The following is a 22,681-nucleotide window of genomic DNA, read 5'->3' as shown; positions in this document are numbered from 1 at the left end:
CGGTAGCATCCGGACGTGACCAACGCGCCCGTGAAGAGCCCCACCACGCTGCAGGCCCTCCGCAGCCCTCGTCTGTTGACCACCGAGGCGCTCGCCGGAGCGGTGACCACCCTCGCGCTCATCCCCGAGGTGATCTCGTTCTCCGTGATCGCGGGCGTGGACCCCAAGGTCAGCCTCATCGCCTCTGTGGTGCTGGCGATCTCGATGTCGATCCTCGGCGGCCGGCCCGCCATGATCACCGCGGCCGCGGGCGCGGTCGCACTCGTCGTCGCACCTCTGGTCCACACCCACGGCGTCGAATACCTCCTGCCCACCGTGATCCTCGCCGGCATCATCCAGATCCTCTTCGGGGTGCTGGGGCTTGCGCGCATCATGCGGTTCATCCCGCGCTCGGTGATGATCGGCTTCGTCAACGCGCTGGGCATTCTCATCTTCGCCGCGCAGCTGCAGCACGTCCTCGACGTGCCGGCGATGGTCTACCCGCTGTTCGCGCTGACGCTCGTGGTGGTGCTCGTGCTGCCACGGTTCACCAAGGCCGTGCCCGCGCCGCTGGTCGCGATCGTGCTGGTCACCGCGATCGCGATGTTCGCGCACCTCTCCGTCCCCACCGTCGGCGATCAGGGCGAGGTCTCCGGCGGCCTGCCCGGGATCACCCCGCTGGAGGTGCCGCTGGACCTCGACACCCTGCGCCTCATCCTGCCCACCGCGCTCAGCGTCGCCTTCGTGGGCCTGATGGAGACGCTGCTGACCGCGAAGCTCGTCGACGACATCACCGACACCCGCTCGCACAAGAGCCGCGAATCCTGGGCGCTCGGCGTCGCGAACATCCTCGCGGGCTGCTGGGGCGGCATCGCCGGCTGCGCCATGATCGGGCAGACCGTGGTGAACGTGAAGCTCGGCCGGGCCCGCACCCGGCTGTCCACCTTCTTCGCCGGCGTGATGCTGCTGATCCTGGTCACCGTGCTCTCCGATCTGATGGAGGCGATCCCGATGGCCGCGCTCGCCGCGGTGATGATGGTCGTCGCCGTCTCCACCGTGAACCTCCACAGCGTGAAGCCCTCGACCCTGAAGCGGATGCCGGTCTCCGAGACCCTGGTGATGGTCACGACCGTCGTGGTCGTGGTGGCCACCAACAACCTCGCGATCGGCGTCGCGGCCGGTGCACTGCTGGCGATGGTCCTCTTCGCCCGCCGGGTCGCGCACGTGACCACCGTCCGTCGCCTGGTCACGGACGGGGCGGCCCAGTACACGGTGCGGGGCCCGCTGTTCTTCGGCAGCAGCAACGACCTGGTCGAGCAGTTCTCCTACGCCGAGGACCCGCCGCAGGTCACCGTCGACTTCGCCGCCGCCCAGATCTGGGACGCCTCGACCGTGGCCGTGCTCGACTCGGTGCAGACCAAGTACGCCGAGCACGACATCGAGGTGCGCTTCACCGGGCTGGACGAGCACTCCACACAGTTCCACGGCCGGCTCACCGGCACGCTGAACTGACCAGCGCCCGTCACCCACCGCCCACCTCACCCCGGCCAGCCACCATTCACCTGCCCTCTACATGAGTTGAACGCCGTATAGCCGTTCAATTCACGTAGAGGGCAGATTTCTGGTGCCGCCTGGCACGTGGCAGCCGCTGGCCGGCCGGATCCGCCTGCTCACCAGGGCAGCACCTCGGGGACGGGCTCTGCGCCGAGCACGTGCTGATCGCAGAAGGCCAGCACCGCCTCATTCCATGCCAGCGCATTCGAGGGTGTGAGCACCCAGTGGTTCTCGCTGGTCAGCTGCAGGAAGCGGTGCGGCATGTCCTGCGGCTCGCCGTCCCAGGAGGAGACCAGGTCCCACCACAGCCGCAGCGCCTCGCTGACCGGCACCCGATAGTCGCGATTGCCGTGCGTGATCAGCATCGGGGTGGTGATCGCGTCCACCTCGTGATGCGGGGAGGAGGCCCGGTACCAGTCCGGGTTCTCCTCCTCGTGGCGGTGCACGCGCATCTTCGAGGCCGCCGCATCGGTGGTGCGGTGCTGCTGATCCAGCGCCCACAGGCCCGCATGGGAGACGATCGCGTCGAAGCGCTCGGTGTGCCCGGCGATCCAGTTGGCCATGAACCCGCCGAACGATGCGCCGAGCATCGCGGTGCGCGAGCCGTCGAGCTCGTCCCGCTCGAGCACTGCATCGAGGAGGGTCTCGCATTCGCGGTAGACCACCTCGGGGCGGCGCGGCCAGCCCCGGTTCAGTCCCGCGTCCCCGTAGCCGGTGGACATCGCAGGATCCGGCATCAGCACCGCGTAGCCGCGCTCCACGGCGAGCCACGGGCACCAGCGCCAGCTCCACGCGTTGTAGGAGCCGTGCGGACCGCCGTGGACCCACAGCATGACCGGGGCGGGGGAGTCGGCCGAGGCGGAGGCCGGGAGGCACAGCCAGCCGCCGACGGTGATGCCGTCCACCGCCGTCTCCACCCATTCGAGCGTGCCGGGCAGAGCATCGACCGTGCCCGGGGCGAGGAGCTCGGCGCTGCCGTCGGCCGTGAGCCGGACCGGGCGGGACGGGCCCGCCACATCGCTGCGGAGCGCGAACACGTTGCCGTCGGCCCCGGCGGAGAGGGAGGAGAACACGCCGCCGCCGGCCACTGTGCGTGCCTCGCCCGTGGCCGGGTCGATCGCGAGCACCGCGCCGGAGGAGTGCAGGTCGCCGGCGACCAGGAGGGTGCCGTCCGCCGCCCATTCGAGGTCGCTGAGGGTGAGGTCGCCCAGCTGCGCGATCGCGGGGTCGCCGCCGCCGATCGGGTGGATCTCCAGGCGGCTGTAGCTGGTGTCCGTGGGGGAGGAGGTGGTCGAGCGGATCACGGCCAGGCGGCTGCCGTCGCGGGAGAAGACCGGGCTGCCGTACTGCGCGTGTTCATCGGCCTCCAGCAGGGCGCTGCGGCGCAGGGTCGCCGTGTCGATCAGCACGATCGAGCTGCGGGTCTCCCCGCCGCGCACGCGCCGGGTCCAGGAGGTCGCCACGGTTGAGCCATCGGGGGAGAGGTCCGCGGAGGCGGCGTAGAGGGTCACGGTGCCCACGTCAGGGGTGAGATCGGTGAGGTCGCCGTCCGGGGAGACCAGCACCAGGCGGCGGCTCTGGTCGCCGATCTCGTGGTCCCACAGCCGGATCGGCATCCCGGTGTGCCAGATGGTGGTCTGCTTCGCGTCCTTGCGGGCCTTGCGCCGCTCGGCATCCTCCTCGAGGGTGCCGCCGGGCAGCACGCTGGTGGCCCCGAGCATGGTCCCGTCCTCGGCGACGGACAGCAGCGACAGGCCTCCGGGAGCGGAGGCAGCGACCTGGGCCTCGCCCGTGCGGGGCAGGCGCCAGATCGCGGAGGCCTCGTCCTCGCCGCCGCCCTCGGGGTCCGGGCGTGCGGAGCTGAACAGCAGCGAGCCGTCGGGCGCGAAGCGTGGGGAACTCTCGCCCTTCGCGGAGAAGGTCAGCCGACGGGCGGGCTCCCGGCCCTGCGGGTCCAGCTCCCACAGGGAGGAGACGAGCTTCGCGCCGGGCTCGTCGGCCTCCTGGACCGCGGCGACGACGCGTCCCTCGCGGCTCGCGGCCACGGAGGCGAGGCGCGGGATGCGCAGGAAGCCGTCGATGTCGGAGAAGTCCGTGAACGGGCCCGAGGACTCGGCGGGGGCGACAGAGGGGAGGTCATCTGCGCCACGCTACCGGAGGTGCGGGCGCCCGCGAGGGCCGCTCAGGGCACGATCACGATCTTCCCCGGGCGTGGCCGGACTCCACCGCAGCGAGCGCCTCGGCAGCTCTGGCGAGCGGGAACGTCGCCTCCACATGCGGGTCCACCAGTCCGTGCTGGACGACCTCGGTGATCTTGCCGAGCACGCCCTCGAACCGTTCCCGGCCGGCACCGCCGAGCTCTCGGCAGCGGTCTCGGCGTCGGCGGCGGAGACGATCACCGCAGGATCCTTGGCCAGCGGCGCCAGCTCGCACAGCGCCTGCCCGCCGACGAGGTCTGCCAGCAGGTCGACACCCTCCGGGGCGAGCGCCCGCACGCGGTCGGCGACCCCGTCACCGGAGGGCACGAAGGTCGCACCGGTGGCTTCGACGAGGGCTCGCTTGGACTCGGAGGCGACGCCGATCGCCCGGAACTCGTGGACCTTCGCGATCTGCAGGGCCATCAGCCCCACCCCGCCGCCCGCACCGAGGACCAACAGGATCTGCCCCGCCCCGATCTCGACCTGATGGGTGAGGTCATAGGCGGTGGTCCCAGCCACCGGGATCGTCGCGGCGTCGACGAAGGAGATCTCCTCCGGCTTGGCCACGCTCGCCGAGGCATCCAGGACAGTGTGCTCGGCGAAGGCGCCGAGCCCGCGGGCAGGGGCCCCGAGGACCCCGTCCCCGACAGCGAAGGAACTGACGCCCTCGCCGAGCGCGGTCACCACGCCCGAGGCTTCCAGGCCCATCGCCAGCGGCAGCCTGCCACGGGTGCCGAACGCTCCTTCACGCCGCTTCCAGTCGGCAGGGTTCACGCCGGCGGCGCGGACCTCGATGGCGATCTCCCCGGGGCCAGGGGCCGGGGCCTCCCGCTCGGTGAGCTGCTGGCCCTGCGGGCCGCCGTAGGCGGTGGCGACGAAGACTGCGGACATGAGGGGGACTCCTTCTCGAGACTGGCGGGCCCGGATCATCGGTCCGGCCGGCGCGAAGTGCGCCGGTCGGAACCGTTCACCGGGCGATGTCAGTCGGTCTGTTCCGCGCGAACGGGGTCCGTCGTGCGGGTCCCGGCGGGGCCGACGGGAGGGCGGCCGGCCTGCTGTTGGCGCCTGCGCATCAGCCGCATAGCGTTGACGATCACCAGCAGCACGGAGCCCTCATGGACCAGCATGCCGATCGCCATGGTGACACCGCCCCCGAACACGCCGATCAGCAGCGCGACCACCGTGAGCAGAGCGATCGCGATGTTCTGGCGCATCACGGAGACCGTGCTGCGGGCCAGGCCGATCGCCTGTGGCAGCTTCAGCAGGTCATCCTTCATCAGAGCGATGTCAGCCGTCTCGATCGCGACTCCGGTGCCCGCGGCGCCCATCGCCACGCCGATATCGGCGGTGGCGAGCGCCGGAGCATCGTTGACGCCGTCGCCGACCATCGCGACGGTGTACCCCTCGCGCTGGAGCTGTTGGACCGCGACGAGCTTGTCCTCGGGCAGCAGCTGTCCGCGGACCTCGTCCACACCTACCTCGGCGGCGACCGCCTCGGCGACCCGCCGGTTGTCACCGGTGAGCATGACGACCTTCTTCACCCCGTTCGCGTGGAGGCGCGCGATCATCTCCTTCGCGTCGGGGCGGAGCCTGTCGGCGACCGCGACCACACCGATCACCCGGCCGTCGAGTGCGACGACCATCGGGGTGCGTCCGAGCCCCGCGAGCCGCTCGACCTCCGCGGCGGCGCCGTGGTCCTCGGGGATGCCCTCGGCCCTCAGCAGCGGCAGGTTGCCCACGGCCACGCGACGCCCCTCGAGGGTCGCGACGATGCCCTTGCCGGGCACCGGCTCTGTGAGCTCGGGCAGACCGTCGGTCGAGAGCCCTTCGGCTGCGGCGGCGTCGATGATCGGCCGCGCCAGGGGTGCTCGGAGCCGGCCTCGGCGCGGGCGGCCCAGCCCAGCACGTCGGCGCGGGTGAGGTGGGGATCCAGGACGGTGACGTCGGTGAGGTAGGGCCTGCCCTCGGTGAGGGTGCCGGTCTTGTCCAGCGCGACAGCAGAGATCTTCGCGCTGGTCTCGAGGAACTCGCCACCCTTGATGAGGATGCCGTCCTTGGCGCCGCGGCCGATGCCGGCCACGATCGAGACGGGGATCGAGATGACCAGTGCCCCGGGGCAGCCGATCACCAGCAGGGTCAGGGCGAGCACGACGTTCCCCGTCAGGAGCCCCGCGGTCAGGGCGAGCAGGATGATGCCCGGGGTGTACCAGGTGGAGAAGCGCTCCATGAACGACTGGGTGCGAGCCTTCGCGTCCTGTGCCTCTTCGACGCGGTGGATGATCCGCGCCAGGGTGGTGTCCGCGCCGATGCCGGTGGCGCGCACCTGCAGGAAGCCGCCGCCGGAGATGGTGCCGGCGAACACCTGATCGCCCTCGACCTTCTCGACGGGGAGGGACTCGCCGGTGATGGAGGCTTCGTCCACTGCGCCGGTGCCGGCGATGACGATCCCGTCGACGGGGACCTTGGCACCGTTCTTGACCAGCACCGTCGCGCCCTGCTGGACCTGAGCGGCGGAGATCTCCTCCTGCATGCCGTCCCGCATCACCACGGCGACGTCGGGGGCGACGGCCACGAGCTCGGCGAGCGCGGAGCGGGTGCGATTCATGGTGCCCGCCTCGAGGGCGTGCCCGATGGCGAACAGGAAGGTCACCGCAGCGGCCTCCCAGTACTCGCCGATGATCAGTGCACCGATCGCGGCGATGGAGACCAGCAGGTCGATGGCGATGACCTTCACCATCAGGGCTCGCGCGGCCTTGAGGATGATCGGGATGCCGGCGACCAGCGCCGCCGCGACCATGACGAGGTCAGAGACGATCAGGGGAGCGGGCCCCTCGAGTGAGAGGCTGATGCCGTGCTGGTGGCCGGCGCCGAAGGGGTTCACCCCGGCGGAGAACGAGATGATCGCGGCAAGGACGATGAGCAGACCCGAGGCGACCGGGGCGCCCCAGGGACTTCGCAGCCAGCGGGTCAGAGCGGACATGGTGTGGTGCCTTCCGTGGGCAGATGAGCAGAGGGGCGGTGCGGAGGAGGTGGCCGCGCCATGCGGCACGGCCACCAGGGGGTCAGAAGGCCGACAGTGCGGCCTTGTAGCCGGCTTTGCCGATCGCGCCGACGATCTCGTCGGGGGTGGTGACGGCGGGGTTGTGGTCGACCTCGACACGACCGGAGGCGAACTTCACGGTGACGTTCTGAACGCCCTCGAGCCGGCCCACCTGCTTCTCGATCTTGGTGACGCAGGAAGGGCAGCTGAAGCCTTCGGCGCGGAAGATGGAGTGGGTGGTGGCGGGGGTGGCAGTCATGGTGAGCCTTCCTTCTGAAGGGTGCTTCTCGAGGTGCTTCCCTCGATGTGCCTCAAACATAGGAAGGGTGCCGGGGCGGCGACATGACGGCCGTCAATCAACTGCACAGCACTTCTGGACCGGGCGGATGCAGGCGGCTGGTTACAGTCGAGCCATGAACACTCTGGAGTCGCCGACCGGGCCCGCCCCGAAGGGGCGGCGCACGATCCCGCTCACGGAGATCACCCTGCCGCATCAGTGCCCGCGACCGGTGCGGCTGCATGTCCTCGCCCGGGCGCCGTACTTCGTCGGCCTCGACGAGGCGGCGCTCGACCGGATCGACCGTCGCATGAGCACCCTGACCTTCGCGCCGGATGAGCGGATCTATCGGGCCGGGGAACCGGCGGAGGCGCTCTACGTGGTGGCCGAGGGCCGGGTGAAGCTCTCCCAGGACACAGCGGGCGGGACCGAGACCGTCACCGACCTGCTTGTCCCCGGCGAGCTGTTCGGGGCCATGAGCACGCTCGGCGAGCCGCACCACCACCAGACCGCCTCAGCGCTGGTGGGCACCTGCGTGCTGCGCATCGACCAGGGGGACTTCCGCACCGTCCTCGCCGAGCAGCCCCGCATCGCGCTGCGGGTCTTGGACGACGTCGCCGCCCGGCTCTCCCGCGCGCAGTCCGATATCGGCTCCCAGAGCACAGCCACCGTCGAGCAGCGGGTCGCGAGCACGCTGCTGCGCCTGGCCGACAAGCTCGGTGAGGACCGCGGGCGCGACGGCATCCTGCTGGAGGTCCCGCTCTCGCGCGGGGACCTCGCCGGGCTCGCCCGCTCCACCCCGGAATCGGTCTCCCGGGTCATGAGCAGGTGGAAGAAGGAGGGGCTGATCGACTCCGGGCGCCGCTGGACTGCGGTGAAGGACCGCGGACGGCTCGAGGACCTGAGCGCCTCGGAGGGCCTGAGCTGACGACGCTGTACAGCTCTGACCTGTAGTTCCTGCAGTGCCCCCGGCGCGAATCGAACGCGCGACACCCGCTTTAGGAGTCCTGGACAGGTTGTTGCGCTGGACATTGCAGGCGGTGCACAGGGTGTCCGAGCGGAAGCAACTGGCGGCGGTTGCACGCTCGGGTGTCACCAGGGGGTCACGGGCCAGCGTGCCCAGCTGCACTCCGATGGCAAGGGTGCGGAGCGCCCGCGGCAGCAGAGCCAAAGATGCTTGGCCCTCAGAACTCTGCACCCGGCCGGGGTGATTGCTGCAGGGATGGGTCTCTCGACTGTCGGAGTGCTGCACGAGGATCGCATCGAGCACGTAGTGAAGAGAACCCGGAGGTTGCCATGAGTGAAGAGAGACAAGATCCGCGGCGCACGCCCGTGGAAGATGGCGTGGAACATGCGCCATCCGCAGAGTACGTCGAAGAGCAAGACCATCCAGCGGGGTATCCGCTCGTGAAGCGGGTGCCTCGGAATCGTATCGAAGAGCATGTCGGCCTGTGGCGTCTGGTCATGGGCGACCGCCCTGAGCACGCCCTGCACGGCCGAGCTGTGAAGGAGGCGGTGGCCGTGGCATATGAAGATGACGAGGGCCAGGTCTTCGGGGTATTCATGACCCCGGTGGCGACTGCCGAGGCAGAGGACCCATTTGAACTGGAGGAGCTCTTGCGGGAGTACGCAGCGATGGAGTGGGGGTTAGCGGCCGAGGATATTCAGACGACAGTCCAGCTTCTGCGTACCGACGCAGAGGAGGCTGACTTGATACGTGCAATGCATGACGACTGATCCCATGAGCGTGGCCGGTCCCTTCCTGACGAGAGGGGACCGGCTTTTGCTATTCGGCAGCACAGCGACGGAGCACCGCGGCCCGCAGCGGAGCGAGGACACGCGGGCGGACGGCGCTGGGCGCCGCGCGGTGGCGGAGCCGCCGCCTTGAGTCCGTAAGGAAAGTTCTCGCATGTGTATTGACGATCCGGCGGCTTCGCAGATCGGCCACGACAGCACATGCTTACGACGAGCTGGGAGCATCACGAGCAGAGTGCTCTCAGGGTAAGAAGTCTGGCATCATGGTCCCATGGCTGCAGACGAGGGTTTGCATCGGATTCTTGAAGAGATCGCTACCAAGATGGAGAGCGACTTTCGAGGCAGTGGAATCGTGGAACATAGAGGTTCCAAGGGAGCATTGCGCGAGGATGCACTGCGTCGATTTCTGGATGATTACTTCCTTCGAACGGCCGAAGTCGCAGGTAGCGGAGAACTTATTTCAAGTTTTGGCCAACGCTCTGGGCAGTGCGACGTGATGATTATCGATGCCATCACTCCACCGCTGTGGACGGACGATAGCTATCGAATCGTGCCGGTCGAGTGCTGCGACGCGGTGATCGAGGTGAAGTCCAATATAACAGTTGCGGAGCTAGAGAAGTCCTGGAGGGCGGTGGTGTCAAAGCGTGGAAGCAACATGAGGATCGCCGGCGAGTAGTCGGGTGAAGGATTCCGTGGGCGTGAGGAAGCCCAGACGGCGGCGGGGACGGTTGTTGATTTCCTCTGCGATGGTGGTCAGATAGGGCTGGTGGTCCGGGATCGCGGTGCCCTTGGGGAGGTACTACTCCCGGTAGAGGCGGTTCGTGTTCTCGTTGGTGGGCCGCTGCCACGGCGAGTGGGGATCAGCGAAGTAGACCGGCATGTCTGTGGTCAGGGAAACCTTTGCGTGCTGGGCCATCTCGCTGCCCTGGTCCCACGCCAGTGAGGCGCGCATCATCTCGGGTAACTCATTGAAGTAGTCGATGACCGCATCTGCGGTGCCCTCGGCGTGTATCGAGGGCAGGGCCAGCAGGCCGGTGAACCCGCTCATCCGCTCCACCAGCGTCGCGGCGCACGAGGTCCCGTTCTTCCCGATGGTCAGTTCACCCTCCCAGCGACCAGGGACCCGCCGGGCGGCGGCATCCTCGCCGCGTTCCGCGATCCGGGCCATACCCACGATCGGCCCGCCCCGGGACCGACCCGTTGTCCGGGCACGCCGCTTGGTCCGCTTGGGCTGCAGGAAGATCCCGCGCTTGGCGAGTTCCCCGCGCGGGATCGCGTAGATGTACTGGTAAATCGCTTCTCCGCTGACGGTGCGGCCGTGAGCGTCGGGGAGTTGGCTATGCGTTCAACGGTCGGGTCTGCGGCCTCCAGACGCAAGCGGCCCGCGATCTCGTGCGGTGTCCATGACTCTGCGAGGTCGGCGTTCACCCGGACCTTGAGCACGGGATCCTTCGCGACCTTCCTCGGCTGCGGGCGGGACCGGCGGCGCTGCGCCCTCACGTCAGCTGTCACGGCCTGATAGCCACGAGTCTTCGTCGAGTTCCGGCGCAGACGAGTTGAGCCCCGCATAGTGGTGTAGCGCGGTGGCCCCGTGATCGTCCCGGACGAGGACGCGGCCACCGTGTGATCCTTCGAGTGAACCTTCCACAGCACTCTCGAACGGAGTCATCACGATGACCGCTCCTCATATTGTCGACCCTCATGGCCTGCTCGGTGAAGCCCTGGCCGAAGCCTCCCCAGATCTGATGCGCAGCATGCTGCAGACGATCATCAACGAGCTCCTCTCCGCGGACGCTGATGCGGTCGCCGGCGCGGAGTACGGCCGGCCCAGCCCCGACCGGTCTGCCCAGCGCAACGGCTATCGCCACCGCGACCTCGATACCCGCCTCGGCACGATCGACGTGGCCGTCCCCAAGCTCCGCACCGGTACTTACTTCCCGGACTGGCTGCTCGAGCGTCGCAAGCGTGCCGAGTCCGCCCTGATCATGGTCGTGGCGGACTGCTATCTCGCCGGCGTCTCCACCCGCCGCATGGACAAACTGGTGGACCCTCGGCATCAACAGCCACTCGAAGTCACAGGTCAGCCGCATGGCAGCCGCCGAGCTCGACGAGCACGTCGAGCAGTTCCGCCACCGGCCTCTGGACGCTGCTGGCCCGTTCACGTTCGTCTCCGCCGACGCGCTGACGATGAAGGTCCGCGAAGGCGGCCGAGTGATCAACGCGGTCGTCTTGCTCGCGACCGGCGTCAACGGCGACGGGCACCGCGAGGTTCTCGGCATGCGGGTCGCCACCAGCGAGACCGGCGCGGCATGGAGCAGTTTCTTCGCTGACCTCGTCGTCCGAGGCTTGGGTGGAGTTCGCCTGGTCACCTCCGACGCGCACGCCGGGCTGGTCGAGGCGATCGCCGCGCATCTGCCCGGGGCGTCCTGGCAGCGATGCCGCACCCACCACGCCGCGAACCTGAAGAGCATCTGTCCCAAGGGAATGTGGCCAGCGGTGAAGGCGATGCTCCACAGCGTCTATGACCAGCCCGACGCGACAGCCGTGAACGCCCAGTTCGACCGGCTGCTGGACTATGTCAGTGAGAAGCTCCCGGCCGTGGCCGAGCACCTCGACGCCGCCCGCGCTGACGTGCTCGCGTTCACCGGCTTCCCCAAGGACGTCTGGGTCCAGATCTGGTCGAACAATCCCACCGAACGGCTGAACCGCGAGATCCGCCGCCGCACCGATTCCGTCGGAATATTCCCTACCCGCGACGCGATCGTCCGCCTCGTCAGCGCGGTCCTGGCCGAGCAGACCGATGAATGGGCCGAAGGACGCCGTTACCTCGGCCTCGACGTCCTCGCCCGCTGCCGTCTCACACTCACCACCACCAGCCCCGGGAACGAGGTGAGTACCGATGCCCTGCCCGCGCTGACAGCCTGACCCTTCTCAACGGAGGACCGCTACACCACTTCCAGGGACTTGACCCGCAGACGCCCCATCCCGCTTTCGCCGCTGTCGAGATCTCCGACCGCTCTGTGAACGTCAATCCCCGCCGTGCCATCCCTGGCCTCCTCGCCTAGGGCTTCCACCGACCGGGAGTGTTGCTACGACGCTATGACACCACCGATTGCCTGATTCGTTGACACTCATCGACCGCCGCGATAGCGTCGTAATCACGTAGTAGCCAGAGATGATTGCAACGAGCGGCACCGGGTTCCCCGGTCCGTATGGGGGTGAATGATGGGTACAACACGCAGGAACCTTATGAAGCTAGCGCCTGCCGCGCTTATCGGCGGGACGGTCGCTATCGGGGCCCAGGCGAATGCTGAAACATCACCGAACAGGGTGACTGCTCTCAGAGGGGGCGCGCAGAACTCAACGGAGGCGATGCCCCCGACTTTGTTCTCGCCGGAGCAGATGAGACGCAGAGGCTGGTTGCACATGTGAGGAAACTGGCGGATTCGTCAGGTATCACCCCGCACTCTTCCCCCGAAACGGTGGGCTACTCGAACGCGAAGGTGTACACGATCGACTTCGGTTCCGAGACCGCGACAGTGGTGTCCTTCCCGATCTCGGGAGCTCACCATGTCGAGGTCAGCAACCTTACCTTCGTACTACTCGACTCCAACGAGCAGATCGCGGAGTATGCAGAGTCCATCGTCACCCAAATCGACGATGGGCCGTTCGAGATCACCATGTATGAAGGCGGTGAGCTTCTTCGTACTGACTCCATCGATCCCAGCGAGGTCTCTGGAGAATCTGGCGGGATTGAATTGATGGTCTCATCCGAGGTGAAGTGTGTGGCAGCAGTCCTTGGAGTGAGCATTGTTGTCGCGGCCCTCATCGTGAATATGTGTGGCGGCGCGTGCGCGGTTCCGTACACCGCGCCGACTGCAGCAGTCTGCGCGGCATGCATAGGCGGGGTGGCAACCATCGGTGCTGCTTCCATCGCGGGTGTCATGGGCTGCCTTTCTTGAGTCGAAAGGATAATCTGGTCATGACTAAGTCGATCTGGCATTTTCTTGCGTCCTTCGCCGTGATGGTCGTTTCATCCGCGGTGTTGATTCTGCTTCTACCCAGCGCGATCCGGGGCGGGAACGAGGTTGCCGGCTTGATCGTGGTGGTACTCGGGGCTTGCTGCCGCCAGCGCGTTCTACGCCTGGCAGGTCAAGCCGAAGTTCGACTCCTGACTCCGCATACCTAGGGGTCGTCGCCTCGATCGGTCACGTCCGATCGAGGTGACGACCCCTTCGTTGTGTTTGTGGTGCTCGGACGTAAGTGGTCATCCCGGTGAAGGGCTGGCTGACCACGGCAGAGACGGCAGGCATGCTCGGCGTCTCTCGTTAGCATGTCGTCGATCTCTGCGACCGCGGGGCGCTGCGTCGTGTGCCGGCAGCCACCCTCGGATCCGCCGCGCGATATGTTCGCGACCGCGTCAACCACCGAGCGCCATGGCCCTCACGGCTCGCGCTTCGCCAGCGAAGGCTCGACGTCGAGTCGCCTTCACAGCGAACTTTCGGTGACGATGCAGGGTTCGACCCCCGCATGTCGCACCTGACCGCTACGGTCAGCGCTATGACGACATGGCGACCCAAGCAAGTGGCCGAGAAGCTCGGCCTGAACGACAACGAGGACGTGCAAGGATTCCTGCGGGACAAGTAACACGAGCACTCGGCACGCAAGCACTGGAAGCTCAACCGGGAGATGAGCGAAACCGTCGCGGCACGGAACGTCTCCCGCGGGAGGACAGCCCCGAGAAGGTCGAGGAGATGCTCGCGGAGTTCGACGCCGCGCAGCCCGAGGCTCCCGAGATCGCCCACGGACCGATCCAGCGTGAGCCGCTCAGCTACGAGGGTCGCGACCTCGACTTCATTCGTTCCGGTGGCGGCAGCTGTCCGGGAGGACTTGGAGCGTCACATCGTGACCCGTGCACCACGGGATCGTGTGTTCACTGCTCCCGGGGAGGACTGGTCGCGTCGCGTAACCTGCGTCGTGATGTGCGCTAGGCGGTGATCGCTCCGGAGCTGCGGCTGTACGACCTTCGCCACGTCGCCGTGTCCGAGTGGGCTCGTGCGGGAGTACCGCTGGCCACCGTGCGGACCTGGGCGGGCTACTCGTCGCTGTAGGTCACACCGCGCTAAACGCATGTCGTGGGAAGTGAAGACGCTGGCACTGATCAACGGCCGGGCGGGTGTCCGCGGGGGTCACAGGAACCCGACGGATCACTGGAGAAGGCGCGGTGAGGCGCGTTCGTGCTGGTCATCTTCGTGCCCCCGAGACGATTCGAACGTCCGACACCCGCTTTAGGAGAGCGGTGCTCTATCCCCTGAGCTACGGGGGCGAAACCACCCGGCCGCAGCAGATGCCGCGACGAAGGGCCGCGGTCATCCTAGCGTCCCGTGGGAGGATCGAGGCATGTCGAGCGCGCCCCACGAGACCTCTGCCACCGTCGCCGCCGTGATCCTGGCCGGTGGCGCCTCCTCCCGCCTCGGCGGGACGGACAAGACCCGGCTGCCGATCGCCGGGACCAGCGTGCTCGAGCGGGTGCTGCGCACCGCGCCCGTCGGCCGCCGCATCGTGGTGGGCCCCAGCGGTGAGGACGGCGATGAGCTCGCCTCCCGCCATGGCGCCCGCTTCGTGCTCGAGGACCCGCCGCGCTCCGGGCCGCTGGCCGCTCTCGCCCGCGGTGTCGACGAGTTCTCCGAAGGGTCCGACGCCGCGACCGTGCTGGTGCTCGGCGGGGACATGCCCATGCTGCGCCCCGAGACGCTGCGTGCTCTCGCGGCCCGCAGCGCGGCGACCTCCCGGGTGGTCGCGCTCGAGGCGAAGGACGGCCACCTCCAGTTCCTCGCCGCCGCCTGGCCCCTGGGCCGGCTGCGCGAGGCGCTCGCCGCGGTCGCGCACCCGCACGGCGGCTGGGCGGATCTGAGCCTGCGCCGCCTCTACGGCCGGCTCGGCGAGGAGGAGCTGATGACGCTGCCCGCCACCGGCGCCGAAGGGGCGGACATCGACACCCCGGACCTCCTCGAACAGGTGCGCCGCGCCGCCGGGCCCCGGATCGCGCTGGCCCAGATCGAGGTCTCCGAGGATGTCGAGGAGACTTTCGCGACCGTGTGCGGCGCAGTGGCAGAAGCCGCGGAGGAGGGTGCTCACCTGGTGCTTTTGCCCGAGGCGACGCTCACCCCCTTCGGCACCGATCTGCGGGATGTGGCGATTGCGCACCACGACGCCTTCGCCCAGCTGGTCCAGGAACTGGCGGAGCAGCACTCGGTGGTGGTGGTCGCCGGCTCCTTCACCCCCACCGAGGACGGCCGCGTCCACAACACCGTGATCGTGCGCGGCCCGAACTGGGACCCGCACCTCGACTACCGCAAGATCCACCTGTTCGACGCCTTCGGGGCCGATGAGTCCCGCACCGTCGCCCCGGGGGATGAGCTGGTCACCTTCGACCTGCACGGCACCCGATTCGGGATCGCGACCTGCTACGACGTGCGTTTCCCCGAGCAGTTCACGGCGCTGGCCCGTCGCGGGGCGCAGGCGATCCTGCTGCCCCTGGCCTGGGCGGAGGGCCCCGGCAAGCGCGAGCAACTGCAGCTGCTGCTGCGCGCCCGCGCCCTGGACTCGACCACCGTCGTGCTCGCCGCCGATCAAGCCCCGCCTGCGGAGTACACCGGGAAGGCCACACGGGGCATCGGCCGCAGCGCCGTCGTCGGCCCGCTCGGCGCTCTCCGCCAGGAGCTGGGACGCGAACCCGGACTGCTGCTGGTCGATCTCGACCTCGAGGAGATCGCGGCCGCGCGGGCCGCACTGCCGGTGCTCGAGCACCACGTGGAGCTGCCGCACGAATGACGTGATCGGCACCATGGCGACGTCGACGTCACTGGCGTAACCTGCGCAGATGATGTCGCTGACCAGTCGCTCCACTGCGGTTCACCCCGTTCGCACCCGCCCCGCGTCGCTGCTCGCGCTGTGCGGTGCTCTCCTGCTCGCCGCGCTGCTGGCGCTCCCCGCCCCGGCGCAGGCGCACGACACCCTGCTCAGCTCCGATCCGGAGGACGGCGCCACCCTCGAGACCTCTCCCGAGGAGATCGCCCTCACCTATTCAGCGGACATCCTCGAGGTGAGCCCGCTGGTGCGGATCACCGATGAGTCTGGCACCGAGTTGGCCGAGATCGTCCCGACCGTCGAGGGTCCCGTCGCGACCGCGACCCTGACCGAGCCGTTGCCCGCCGGCACCCACACCGTCCAGTGGCGCGTGGTCTCCAGCGACGGCCACCCGATCGAGGGCACCTTCACCCTCACCGTCGAGCAGGATCCGGCCGAGGTCGCCGAGCCCAGTGACGGCGGCGGCGATGACGCTGCTGCGACCGGCGCGGCCGAGGCGAGCGATGCCGGGGAGCGGAGCAGACCGCACCCGCCGGTGATGAGGAGCCGGAGACCGGCGCCGAGTCCGAGGAGGACGCCGGGCTGGGCATGGGCGCGCTGATCATCGTGCTTGCCGTGGTGATCGTCGGCGCGGGTGCGGCGGTGTTCTTCATCGTGCGCCGTCGCGACTGATCCCTCCCGGCCAGGTTGCCGGGCATGAGCCCGCACAGACCCAGACAGAGAAGAGCCCCCGACGCCTCAGCAGGCGTCGGGGGCTCCTCTGTCGTAAGAGGGCTCAGTTGCCCTTCTTGTCGTCCTTGTCCTTGTCGCCGCCGAGACCCAGACGGTCGCGAGCGGCATCGGTGCCGGTGTCGACGTGGCCGTCGATGTTGTCCGGCGTGCGCTCCTTGACCTTGTCGGAGGCGCCGCTCAGCCCCTGCTCGACCTTGTCCGGATTGTCGTTGGCGTAGCCCTTGGCCTTGTTTAGCGCGTCATCGAAACCCATGATCAATGTCCTTTCGTTCGCGGAACACCCCGTTCCGGGGCGACGGCGTCAACATATGCCGATTCGGACGCGTGACTCAAATGTGACCTCCGGCAACGGTGCCCATATGAGGAGATCTGCTCGGATCCTCGGCCAGTCGTGGCGGAACGCGCAATACTGAGCGCGTGACTGTGCATAATTCTGGTTCTGACGAGAAGCCGGGCCCGGAGCCGGATCGGCCCCGGACCCCTCCCACGGACCGCAGCTCCCGCTGGGACCACGTGCTCACCCTGCTGGCCTCGACCAAGCGGCTGAGTGTGGCCGGGGTCGCCGAGGAGCTCGGCGTCAGCGAGTCCACCGTGCGCAGGGACTTCATGGAGATGGAGCGCGCCCAGCTCGCGCGCCGCACCCACGGCGGGATCGTCGCCGTCGACGTCGCCTACTCGCTCGCGACCGTCCCCCGGGCCGCCGACGAGGGAGCCGCACAGCGGGAACGGGTCGCCGACAGCGCGGCCGCGATGGTGGAGCCCGGGCAGATCATCGGGTTCAACGGCGGTCGCACCACCACCTCGACCGCACGGCGTGCCGTGGCACGGCCCGACATCGACTCCCGCAACGGGACCCCCGGCCTGACCGTCGTCTGTGCGGCGCTGAACATCGCCACCGAAGCGGTGCTGCGCCCCTCCGTGCGCACCGTGGTGCTGGGCGGTGTCGCCGAGCCCTATTCCTTCGAGCTGACCGGCCCGCTCGCGACCGCCACCATGCGTGACCTCTGGCTGGACACGATGTTTGTGGGCACCGTCGGCCTCGACATCGGAGCGGGACTGACCTGCAACTCCGATGCGGAGGCCGGCGTCACCCGGATCATGATCGGTCACTCCCGGCGGGTGGTGGGACTCGCGACCGCGGACAAGATCGGCCACCGCGCCCTGGCCGGCATCTGCCCGATCTCCGTGCTCACCGACCTCGTGATCGCCGGACCGGTCCCCGAGGCGCTGCGCTCCCATCTCGCAGAAGCTTCGGTGCGGCTGCACGAGGTGTGAGCTGAGGGGCTCGCTCACCGCTCGTGCGGGGATTGTGAGGAGGCCGGGCAGCAGGAGTCGGCACGCCTGCACGGGCTCGGGCCCCGACGCCGGTAGCGTGGGCGTCCATGTGGAGTTTCCTGCGCGGGAAGAAGCGGTCGGAGCGTTCGGGCGAGGACGAGTCGCCTCGCGACGACGTCCTGTCCACCCTTGCCCGTGAACGGCGCGGCGCCGCAGCGGACAGAGCCCGCACGGACGAGCGCGAGCCGGCCGCCCCCCCGCTGCCCCGGAGCACCCGGTGTCGGGGCGCGAGGAGGCAAGCGGGTACGAGGTGGTGGTCGACCGCCACCTCGAGGACGTCGGCGCCGGGATCGCCCCCGAGCAGGACGAGGACGATCTCCCCGTCACGCCCCACGAGCACCGTCCGCTGAGCCGCGACGACCGGGTCGCCGACGCCCTGGACCGCTGGTCCCAGCAGATCACCGGTGGTCTAGACGCCCCGTCCTTCCTCACCCAGATCCGCGCCGGCGGCGTGGTGCTGGACCTGACCCATTCGCATCCCTCGGGGCTCGCCCAGCTGCTGGCCGGTCGCGGTCCCACCCGCCTGTCCTCCCTGGTGCGGGAGGTGGGGGCCCTGGCCGATGCGCGAGCCCACGCCCGCTCCATCCGCGAGATCGCCGAGCGCCACGCGGAGGAGGTGGGCCTGACCACCTGCCACCTCGGCATCGGTGAGGCGATCTGGTACCCCGAGGACGGCTCCGCCCCGATCCACGCACCGGTGCTGGTGCGCCCGATCACCCTGCGTCTGCGCGGCAACGCCCGTGAGGACGTCGACCTCGAGGTCGATGCGACCGCCGATCTGAACCCCGTGCTGCTGCGTGCCCTGCGGGAGGCGGGCGTCGCCGTCGACGCCCGCGCGCTGCTGGCCACCACCGACAGCACGCACGGCTTCGACCCCACCCCGGTGCTCGACGCCTTCCGTTCGCTCGGACAGCCTCTGCCCGGCTTCCGCGTGCTGCACGCCCTCGTGGTCGGCAACCTGATGGACGCTGCGGGGTCCGTGGCCGAGGATCTCGCCGCCGACCGCGCCGACTGGTCCTCCTCCCCGCTGGTCGCAGCGCTCGCCGGGGATGAGGGCGCACGCGCCGTGGTGCGCGGCGACGAGGCCGCTGGGGAGGTCCCCGAGGTCCCGGAGGACGACTTGGTCGCCGCCGTCGAGCCTGGCCACCGCGAGGTGCTCGCCCGCGTCCTGGCAGGTCAGGACCTCGCCGTCGCCACCCCGCCCGGCACCACGAGCCTCGGCCTCGTGGTCGACCTCGCCGAGGAGCTCAACGCCCGCGGCCGGTCCGTGCTGATCGTCTCCCAGCGTCGGCGCAACCTCGCCCAGCTGGTCGAGATCGCCCAGGACCGCGGCCTGGACGAGCTCGTCTTCGACCTCTCGCCGGACCCGTCCCTCCAGCGCAACGCCTCCGCCGCGCTGCTGCGCAGCCTCCGCCGTGCGGGATCGCACGGGCTGGGACCCGAGGACGTCGCGCCCGAGGAGCTTGCCGAGAGCCGCGACATCCTGGTGGGCCACGTCGAGGCGATGCACCGCATCCAGCAGCCCTGGGACGCCTCCGCGCACGACGCCATCTCGGCGCTCGCCGCGCTGACGAGGCTGAGCCCCGCGCCGCGCACCCAGGTGCGCCTGCGAGCGGACGTCGCCGCTCAGATGATCGGCGAGGAGCGCGACCGCTACGCCATGACGCTGCGCGAGGCGGCAGAGATCGGGGTGCTCACCACCGGCCCCGAGCTCACCGCCTGGTATGGCGCGCCGATCAGCAGCGACACCCAGGCCGTCCGCGCCGAAGAGCTCATCGACCAGCTGCGCGAGGAGATCCTGCCGCAGCTGCGGAAGGCCTGCGCCCGCGCCGGCGGGGAGCTCGGCCTCACCGAGCCCACCACCCTCGCCCAGCTCGAGGAGCGACTCGCCCTGCTCGACCGGGTGCGCACCCTGCTGGGCACCTTCCAATCCGCGGTGTTCTCGGCACCGCTCGCGGACCTCGTCGCCGCCACCGCCGAGAAGCGGTGGCGCGAGGATCGAGGCGTCACGATGGGCTTCGGCGTGCGCCGCCGTCTGCGCAAGGACGCCGCCGCCCTGCAGCGTCCGGCAGCGCTCTCCCCGGACCTCCACCGGGACCTCGGGGAGGCCAGGACGGTCGCCGAGACCTGGCGGCGCGCTGCTCTCGAGCCCGCCGAGGGCTCCTCGAGCGGCGGCAGAGGCGTCTCCCGTCCCTCGCTGCCGGATGACCTCGACACCGTCCGCCGCGCCGCGGCACGCTCCGAGAAGGCCCTCGACGAGCTCTCCGTGCTGCTGGACGGGACGGATGCCGGCGCGGATCTCGCCCGCACCGACCTCGACGAGCTCGAGCAGCGGATCGAGGCCCTCGCCGCGGACCGCGCGGACCTCGAGACGCTCCCTCGCCGCACCGAGCTGCTGCGACGCTTCGCCTTCGACGGCCTCGGCGAGCTGGTCGAGGACCTCCGCACCCGCCGGGTGCCGATCGAACAGGTCGGCGCGGAGCTCGAACTCAGCTGGTGGCGCAGCGTGCTCGAGCTGATCGCCGGCGCCGAGCCCACGATCTCCCAGTACGATGGCACCTCGCTGTCCCAGGTCGCCGAGCGCTTCCGTCGGCTGGACGCGGAGCACCTCGCCCATGCCGCCGCCCGCGTGCACGCCGCCGCGGATGAGACCCGCGTGGAGACGATGAAGTCGTACCCGGACACCTCCCGTGCCGCGATCGCCGAGCTCGCCCGCTCCTCCACCGTCTCCATCCGAGACCTCGCCGCGAAGTACGAGGACATCCTCTTCGCCGCCCGCCCCGCCTGGCTCGCCTCCCCGTACCTGGTGCCACAGGTGATCCCGCGCGGCCGCCATTTCGATGTGGTGATCGTGGCCGATGGCGGGCGCCTGCCCACCGCCGCCGCGCTGCCCTCGATCGTCCGCGGCGAGCAGACCGTCGTCGTCGGCGACCCCCTCGAATACGGCGGGGACTCCGCGCCCAGCCTGCTGGACGACATGCTGCGGATCGCCCCGCACGTCGAGATCCTGCGCGACCCCCACCCCGCGACCGAGGAGCTGCGCGGTTTCGCCCAGCGCCGTGCCCTGGTGGGCGAGGTCATCGCGGTGCCCAGCCCCATCGCACCCGAGCAGGATCGCCTGATCCTGGTCGAGAACGGTCGCGGACCGGTCACCGAGGGCATGGAATACGTGGAGAGCACCGAGGCCGAGCTGCGCCGCGTCACCGACCTCGTCATCGAGCACGCCCGCACCCGTCCCGAGCGCTCGCTCGCGGTGCTCACCTTCACGGAGGAGCACGCGAGGCGGCTGATGGAGCGGATCATGAACACCGTCTCCGTGATCCCTGCGCTGCGGGACTACTTCGACCCCGGCGCCGAGGAGGTCTTCACCGTCCTGCCCGCGGATCAGGCCACCGCGGTGCTGAGGGACGACATCATCGTCTCGGTCGGCTTCGGGATGACGCCCCACGGCCGCCTGCTGCACCGCTTCGGCCCGCTCTCGGAGGCCGGCGGCCGCAAGGCGCTGGCGACCGTGATCACCCGGGCCCGGGGCCGTACCACCGTGGTCTCCTCGATCGGGGTCCAGGACCTCGACCACGCCCGGCTGCGCAGCGACGGCGCCCGCGACCTGCGGGCGATGCTGTGGGTGCTGCAGGGCGGGCCCGACGCCCCCGTGGTCCCGCACGTCGCCTCCCTCACCGGAAGCGAGGAGGAGATCGCCCCGCGAGAGCCGCAAGGCGTGCGCTCCTCTCCCGCCCAGCCCGTCCAGGAACGCTCTTCGCCCCCGCCCCGCGCACAGAGGAAGGTGCCGCCCCGGAGGCGGACCTCTCCGACGCGGACGTGGACGCCGCGATCGAGGCCGCGCTGGCCCGCAAATCCGCGCAGTCGCCGCAGAGCGCCGCCGCAGCGGAGGACGGCGCGGAGACAGCGGCGGCCGAGGCGGTGAGCGCCACGAGCGAAGATCCGGCCGACGAGCCCGCGCAGGACGCGCCCGCCGAGCAGGACACCGCCACCGACCAGGCCGATGAGGAGGAACCGTCCCTCGCCCCGCGTGCGCCGCGCGAGCTCGAGACCGACGCCCTCGTGCAGGACCTCGCCGACCGTCTCTTCCGCCTCGGGCTCCTGGTCGAGCGGGACTTCGGCCTCTCCTCCGATCGGATCGAGCTGGCGCTGGGCCATCCCGAGATGCCGGGTCGCCTGCTGCTGGCCGTGGACACCGACGGCTCCCACTACGTCGACACCCCCAGCCAGCGCGAGCGTGATCGCCTGCGGGCGGAGCGCCTCGAAGCCGCCGGCTGGGCGACCGAGCGCGTGTGGTCCTGGGCCCTGTTCATCGACCCCGATGGCGAGGCCGAGCGGATCCGTCGCGCCGTGGATCGGGCGCTGCGCCTGGTGCAGGCCGAGGAGAGCTCCGACTCCCCGACGGGCGTGGGCACCATCCGCCATCGACTGCCGCGCCCGCAGATCCCTGCCGGGCACCCGCTGTCCTTCTACTCGAGCGACGACTTCGACGCGGTGGTGGAGTACATCTGCTCCGACGGGCGGGCACGCCTCGAGGAGCACCTGGCCACCGAGGTGCGCAGCTTCCTCGGCTTCGAGCAGCGTTCGGTGCTGCTGGACGTCTCGGTCTCCAGCGCCATTCGCCGCTACCAGGAACGGCAGTGAGCGCGAAGGGCTCCGATCCGGCGGCCCGGCCGCAGCGCCGCGTCGTCATCTCCTCGGTGACCGGCAAGCCGATCCCCTGGGACGAGCCCGACTCCTCAGAGCAGCGGGAGCGGGAGCCCGCCGCACAGGAGCGCAGGCCGATCCTCCCGGACCGCGTCGCCGAGGACGCCCCGGAGCCCGGGGCCGACGAGTCCAACGACGCCCGGATCGCCGGGGACGTGCCCCCGCACTGGGGCCGCGGCCGCTGAACCGGTAAAGGCCGGGAGCGCAGGTGAGGACGCCCACTCGCAGCAGCGG

At 69.8% G+C, this 22,681-nt stretch carries 17 protein-coding genes, 1 tRNA gene and 4 pseudogenes; 14 read left to right on the top strand and 8 right to left on the bottom strand.

Features of this window, described 5'->3' with window-relative positions; genetic code table 11:
- Positions 1 to 15 precede the first annotated feature (15 nt).
- Positions 16 to 1,491 (top strand): SulP family inorganic anion transporter, encoded by a 1,476-nt coding sequence (locus H3H54_RS14380; RefSeq protein WP_262424393.1) that lies wholly within the window; start codon positions 16 to 18, stop codon positions 1,489 to 1,491.
- A 158-nt stretch (positions 1,492 to 1,649) separates the two neighbouring features.
- Here the strand turns inward: H3H54_RS14380 and H3H54_RS14375 are convergent, their stop codons facing one another.
- From H3H54_RS14375 to H3H54_RS14360, 5 genes and pseudogenes are all read right to left on the bottom strand, one after another.
- Positions 1,650 to 3,578, bottom strand: a complete 1,929-nt coding sequence (locus tag H3H54_RS14375; protein WP_262424392.1) for an alpha/beta fold hydrolase — start codon at positions 3,576 to 3,578, stop codon at positions 1,650 to 1,652.
- A gap of 148 nt (positions 3,579 to 3,726) precedes the next feature.
- Positions 3,727 to 3,819, bottom strand: a complete 93-nt coding sequence (locus H3H54_RS19080) for a zinc-binding dehydrogenase (RefSeq protein ID WP_316249221.1) — start codon at positions 3,817 to 3,819, stop codon at positions 3,727 to 3,729.
- 197 nt (positions 3,820 to 4,016) lie between these two features.
- Positions 4,017 to 4,622, bottom strand: a pseudogene (locus H3H54_RS14370) (alcohol dehydrogenase catalytic domain-containing protein); the annotation flags it as partial.
- A gap of 89 nt (positions 4,623 to 4,711) precedes the next feature.
- Positions 4,712 to 6,711: pseudogene (locus H3H54_RS14365) on the bottom strand (heavy metal translocating P-type ATPase).
- Positions 6,712 to 6,793: 82 nt separating this feature from the next.
- Complete coding sequence (locus H3H54_RS14360) at positions 6,794 to 7,030, bottom strand: heavy-metal-associated domain-containing protein (RefSeq protein ID WP_262424391.1); 237 nt, start codon at positions 7,028 to 7,030, stop codon at positions 6,794 to 6,796.
- 154 nt (positions 7,031 to 7,184) lie between these two features.
- Between H3H54_RS14360 and H3H54_RS14355 the strand changes: the two genes are divergently transcribed.
- The 3 genes from H3H54_RS14355 (at position 7,185) to H3H54_RS14345 (ending at position 9,479) form a co-directional block, all read left to right on the top strand.
- Positions 7,185 to 7,976 (top strand): Crp/Fnr family transcriptional regulator, encoded by a 792-nt coding sequence (locus tag H3H54_RS14355; RefSeq protein ID WP_262424390.1) that lies wholly within the window; start codon positions 7,185 to 7,187, stop codon positions 7,974 to 7,976.
- 368 nt (positions 7,977 to 8,344) lie between these two features.
- On the top strand, positions 8,345 to 8,785 hold the full coding sequence (locus H3H54_RS14350; protein WP_262424389.1) for a hypothetical protein: 441 nt from the start codon (positions 8,345 to 8,347) through the stop codon (positions 8,783 to 8,785).
- Positions 8,786 to 9,074: 289 nt separating this feature from the next.
- Positions 9,075 to 9,479: a DUF6602 domain-containing protein gene (locus tag H3H54_RS14345; RefSeq protein WP_262424388.1), complete on the top strand. Its 405-nt coding sequence runs from the start codon at positions 9,075 to 9,077 to the stop codon at positions 9,477 to 9,479.
- A 123-nt stretch (positions 9,480 to 9,602) separates the two neighbouring features.
- Here H3H54_RS14345 and H3H54_RS14340 read toward each other — a convergent pair whose 3' ends face one another.
- Positions 9,603 to 10,076 carry an IS30 family transposase gene (locus H3H54_RS14340; protein ID WP_262426494.1) on the bottom strand — a complete coding sequence of 158 codons (474 nt, stop codon included), beginning with the start codon at positions 10,074 to 10,076 and terminating at the stop codon, positions 9,603 to 9,605.
- Between the two features lie 400 nt (positions 10,077 to 10,476).
- Between H3H54_RS14340 and H3H54_RS14335 the strand changes: the two are divergent.
- The 3 genes and pseudogenes from H3H54_RS14335 (at position 10,477) to H3H54_RS14330 (ending at position 12,765) form a co-directional block, all read left to right on the top strand.
- Positions 10,477 to 11,728, top strand: a pseudogene (locus H3H54_RS14335) (IS256 family transposase).
- A 297-nt stretch (positions 11,729 to 12,025) separates the two neighbouring features.
- Positions 12,026 to 12,235, top strand: coding sequence for a twin-arginine translocation signal domain-containing protein (locus H3H54_RS19705; protein ID WP_395962861.1), 210 nt, complete (start codon positions 12,026 to 12,028; stop codon positions 12,233 to 12,235).
- A 71-nt stretch (positions 12,236 to 12,306) separates the two neighbouring features.
- Positions 12,307 to 12,765 (top strand): hypothetical protein, encoded by a 459-nt coding sequence (locus H3H54_RS14330; protein WP_262424387.1) that lies wholly within the window; start codon positions 12,307 to 12,309, stop codon positions 12,763 to 12,765.
- 1,291 nt (positions 12,766 to 14,056) lie between these two features.
- Here H3H54_RS14330 and H3H54_RS14325 read toward each other — a convergent pair.
- A tRNA-Arg gene (locus H3H54_RS14325) sits at positions 14,057 to 14,129 on the bottom strand.
- Positions 14,130 to 14,203: 74 nt separating this feature from the next.
- Between H3H54_RS14325 and H3H54_RS14320 the strand changes: the two genes are divergently transcribed.
- From H3H54_RS14320 to H3H54_RS14310, 3 genes and pseudogenes are all read left to right on the top strand, one after another.
- On the top strand, positions 14,204 to 15,637 hold the full coding sequence (locus H3H54_RS14320; protein WP_262424386.1) for a nitrilase-related carbon-nitrogen hydrolase: 1,434 nt from the start codon (positions 14,204 to 14,206) through the stop codon (positions 15,635 to 15,637).
- A 49-nt stretch (positions 15,638 to 15,686) separates the two neighbouring features.
- Positions 15,687 to 16,274, top strand: coding sequence for a copper resistance CopC family protein (locus H3H54_RS14315; protein ID WP_262424385.1), 588 nt, complete (start codon positions 15,687 to 15,689; stop codon positions 16,272 to 16,274).
- A pseudogene (locus H3H54_RS14310) lies at positions 16,232 to 16,345 on the top strand (copper resistance protein CopC); the annotation flags it as partial. The gene H3H54_RS14315 and the pseudogene H3H54_RS14310, both read left to right, overlap by 43 nt.
- A gap of 103 nt (positions 16,346 to 16,448) precedes the next feature.
- Here H3H54_RS14310 and H3H54_RS14305 read toward each other — a convergent pair.
- On the bottom strand, positions 16,449 to 16,658 hold the full coding sequence (locus H3H54_RS14305) for an antitoxin (protein ID WP_262424384.1): 210 nt from the start codon (positions 16,656 to 16,658) through the stop codon (positions 16,449 to 16,451).
- Positions 16,659 to 16,822: 164 nt separating this feature from the next.
- Here H3H54_RS14305 and H3H54_RS14300 point away from each other — a divergent pair, with 164 nt between their 5' ends.
- The 4 genes from H3H54_RS14300 (at position 16,823) to H3H54_RS14285 (ending at position 22,632) form a co-directional block, all read left to right on the top strand.
- Positions 16,823 to 17,680 (top strand): DeoR/GlpR family DNA-binding transcription regulator, encoded by an 858-nt coding sequence (locus H3H54_RS14300; RefSeq protein WP_262424383.1) that lies wholly within the window; start codon positions 16,823 to 16,825, stop codon positions 17,678 to 17,680.
- Between the two features lie 277 nt (positions 17,681 to 17,957).
- Positions 17,958 to 21,665: a DUF4011 domain-containing protein gene (locus H3H54_RS14295; RefSeq protein WP_262424382.1), complete on the top strand. Its 3,708-nt coding sequence runs from the start codon at positions 17,958 to 17,960 to the stop codon at positions 21,663 to 21,665.
- The gene (locus tag H3H54_RS14290; protein WP_262424381.1) at positions 21,560 to 22,384 is read left to right on the top strand and encodes a hypothetical protein; all 825 of its coding nucleotides are present in this window, start codon (positions 21,560 to 21,562) and stop codon (positions 22,382 to 22,384) included. The genes H3H54_RS14295 and H3H54_RS14290 overlap by 106 nt, the downstream gene beginning before the upstream one ends.
- Complete coding sequence (locus tag H3H54_RS14285) at positions 22,381 to 22,632, top strand: hypothetical protein (RefSeq protein ID WP_262424380.1); 252 nt, start codon at positions 22,381 to 22,383, stop codon at positions 22,630 to 22,632. Before H3H54_RS14290 ends, H3H54_RS14285 begins: the two co-directional genes overlap by 4 nt.
- Positions 22,633 to 22,681: the final 49 nt, after the last annotated feature.

Source organism: Brachybacterium sp. Z12, assembly GCF_014400405.1.
Lineage (GTDB): Bacteria > Actinomycetota > Actinomycetes > Actinomycetales > Dermabacteraceae > Brachybacterium.
Note: the sequence above shows the minus strand (reverse complement) of the source record. Positions and strands in the feature narration are given on the sequence as shown.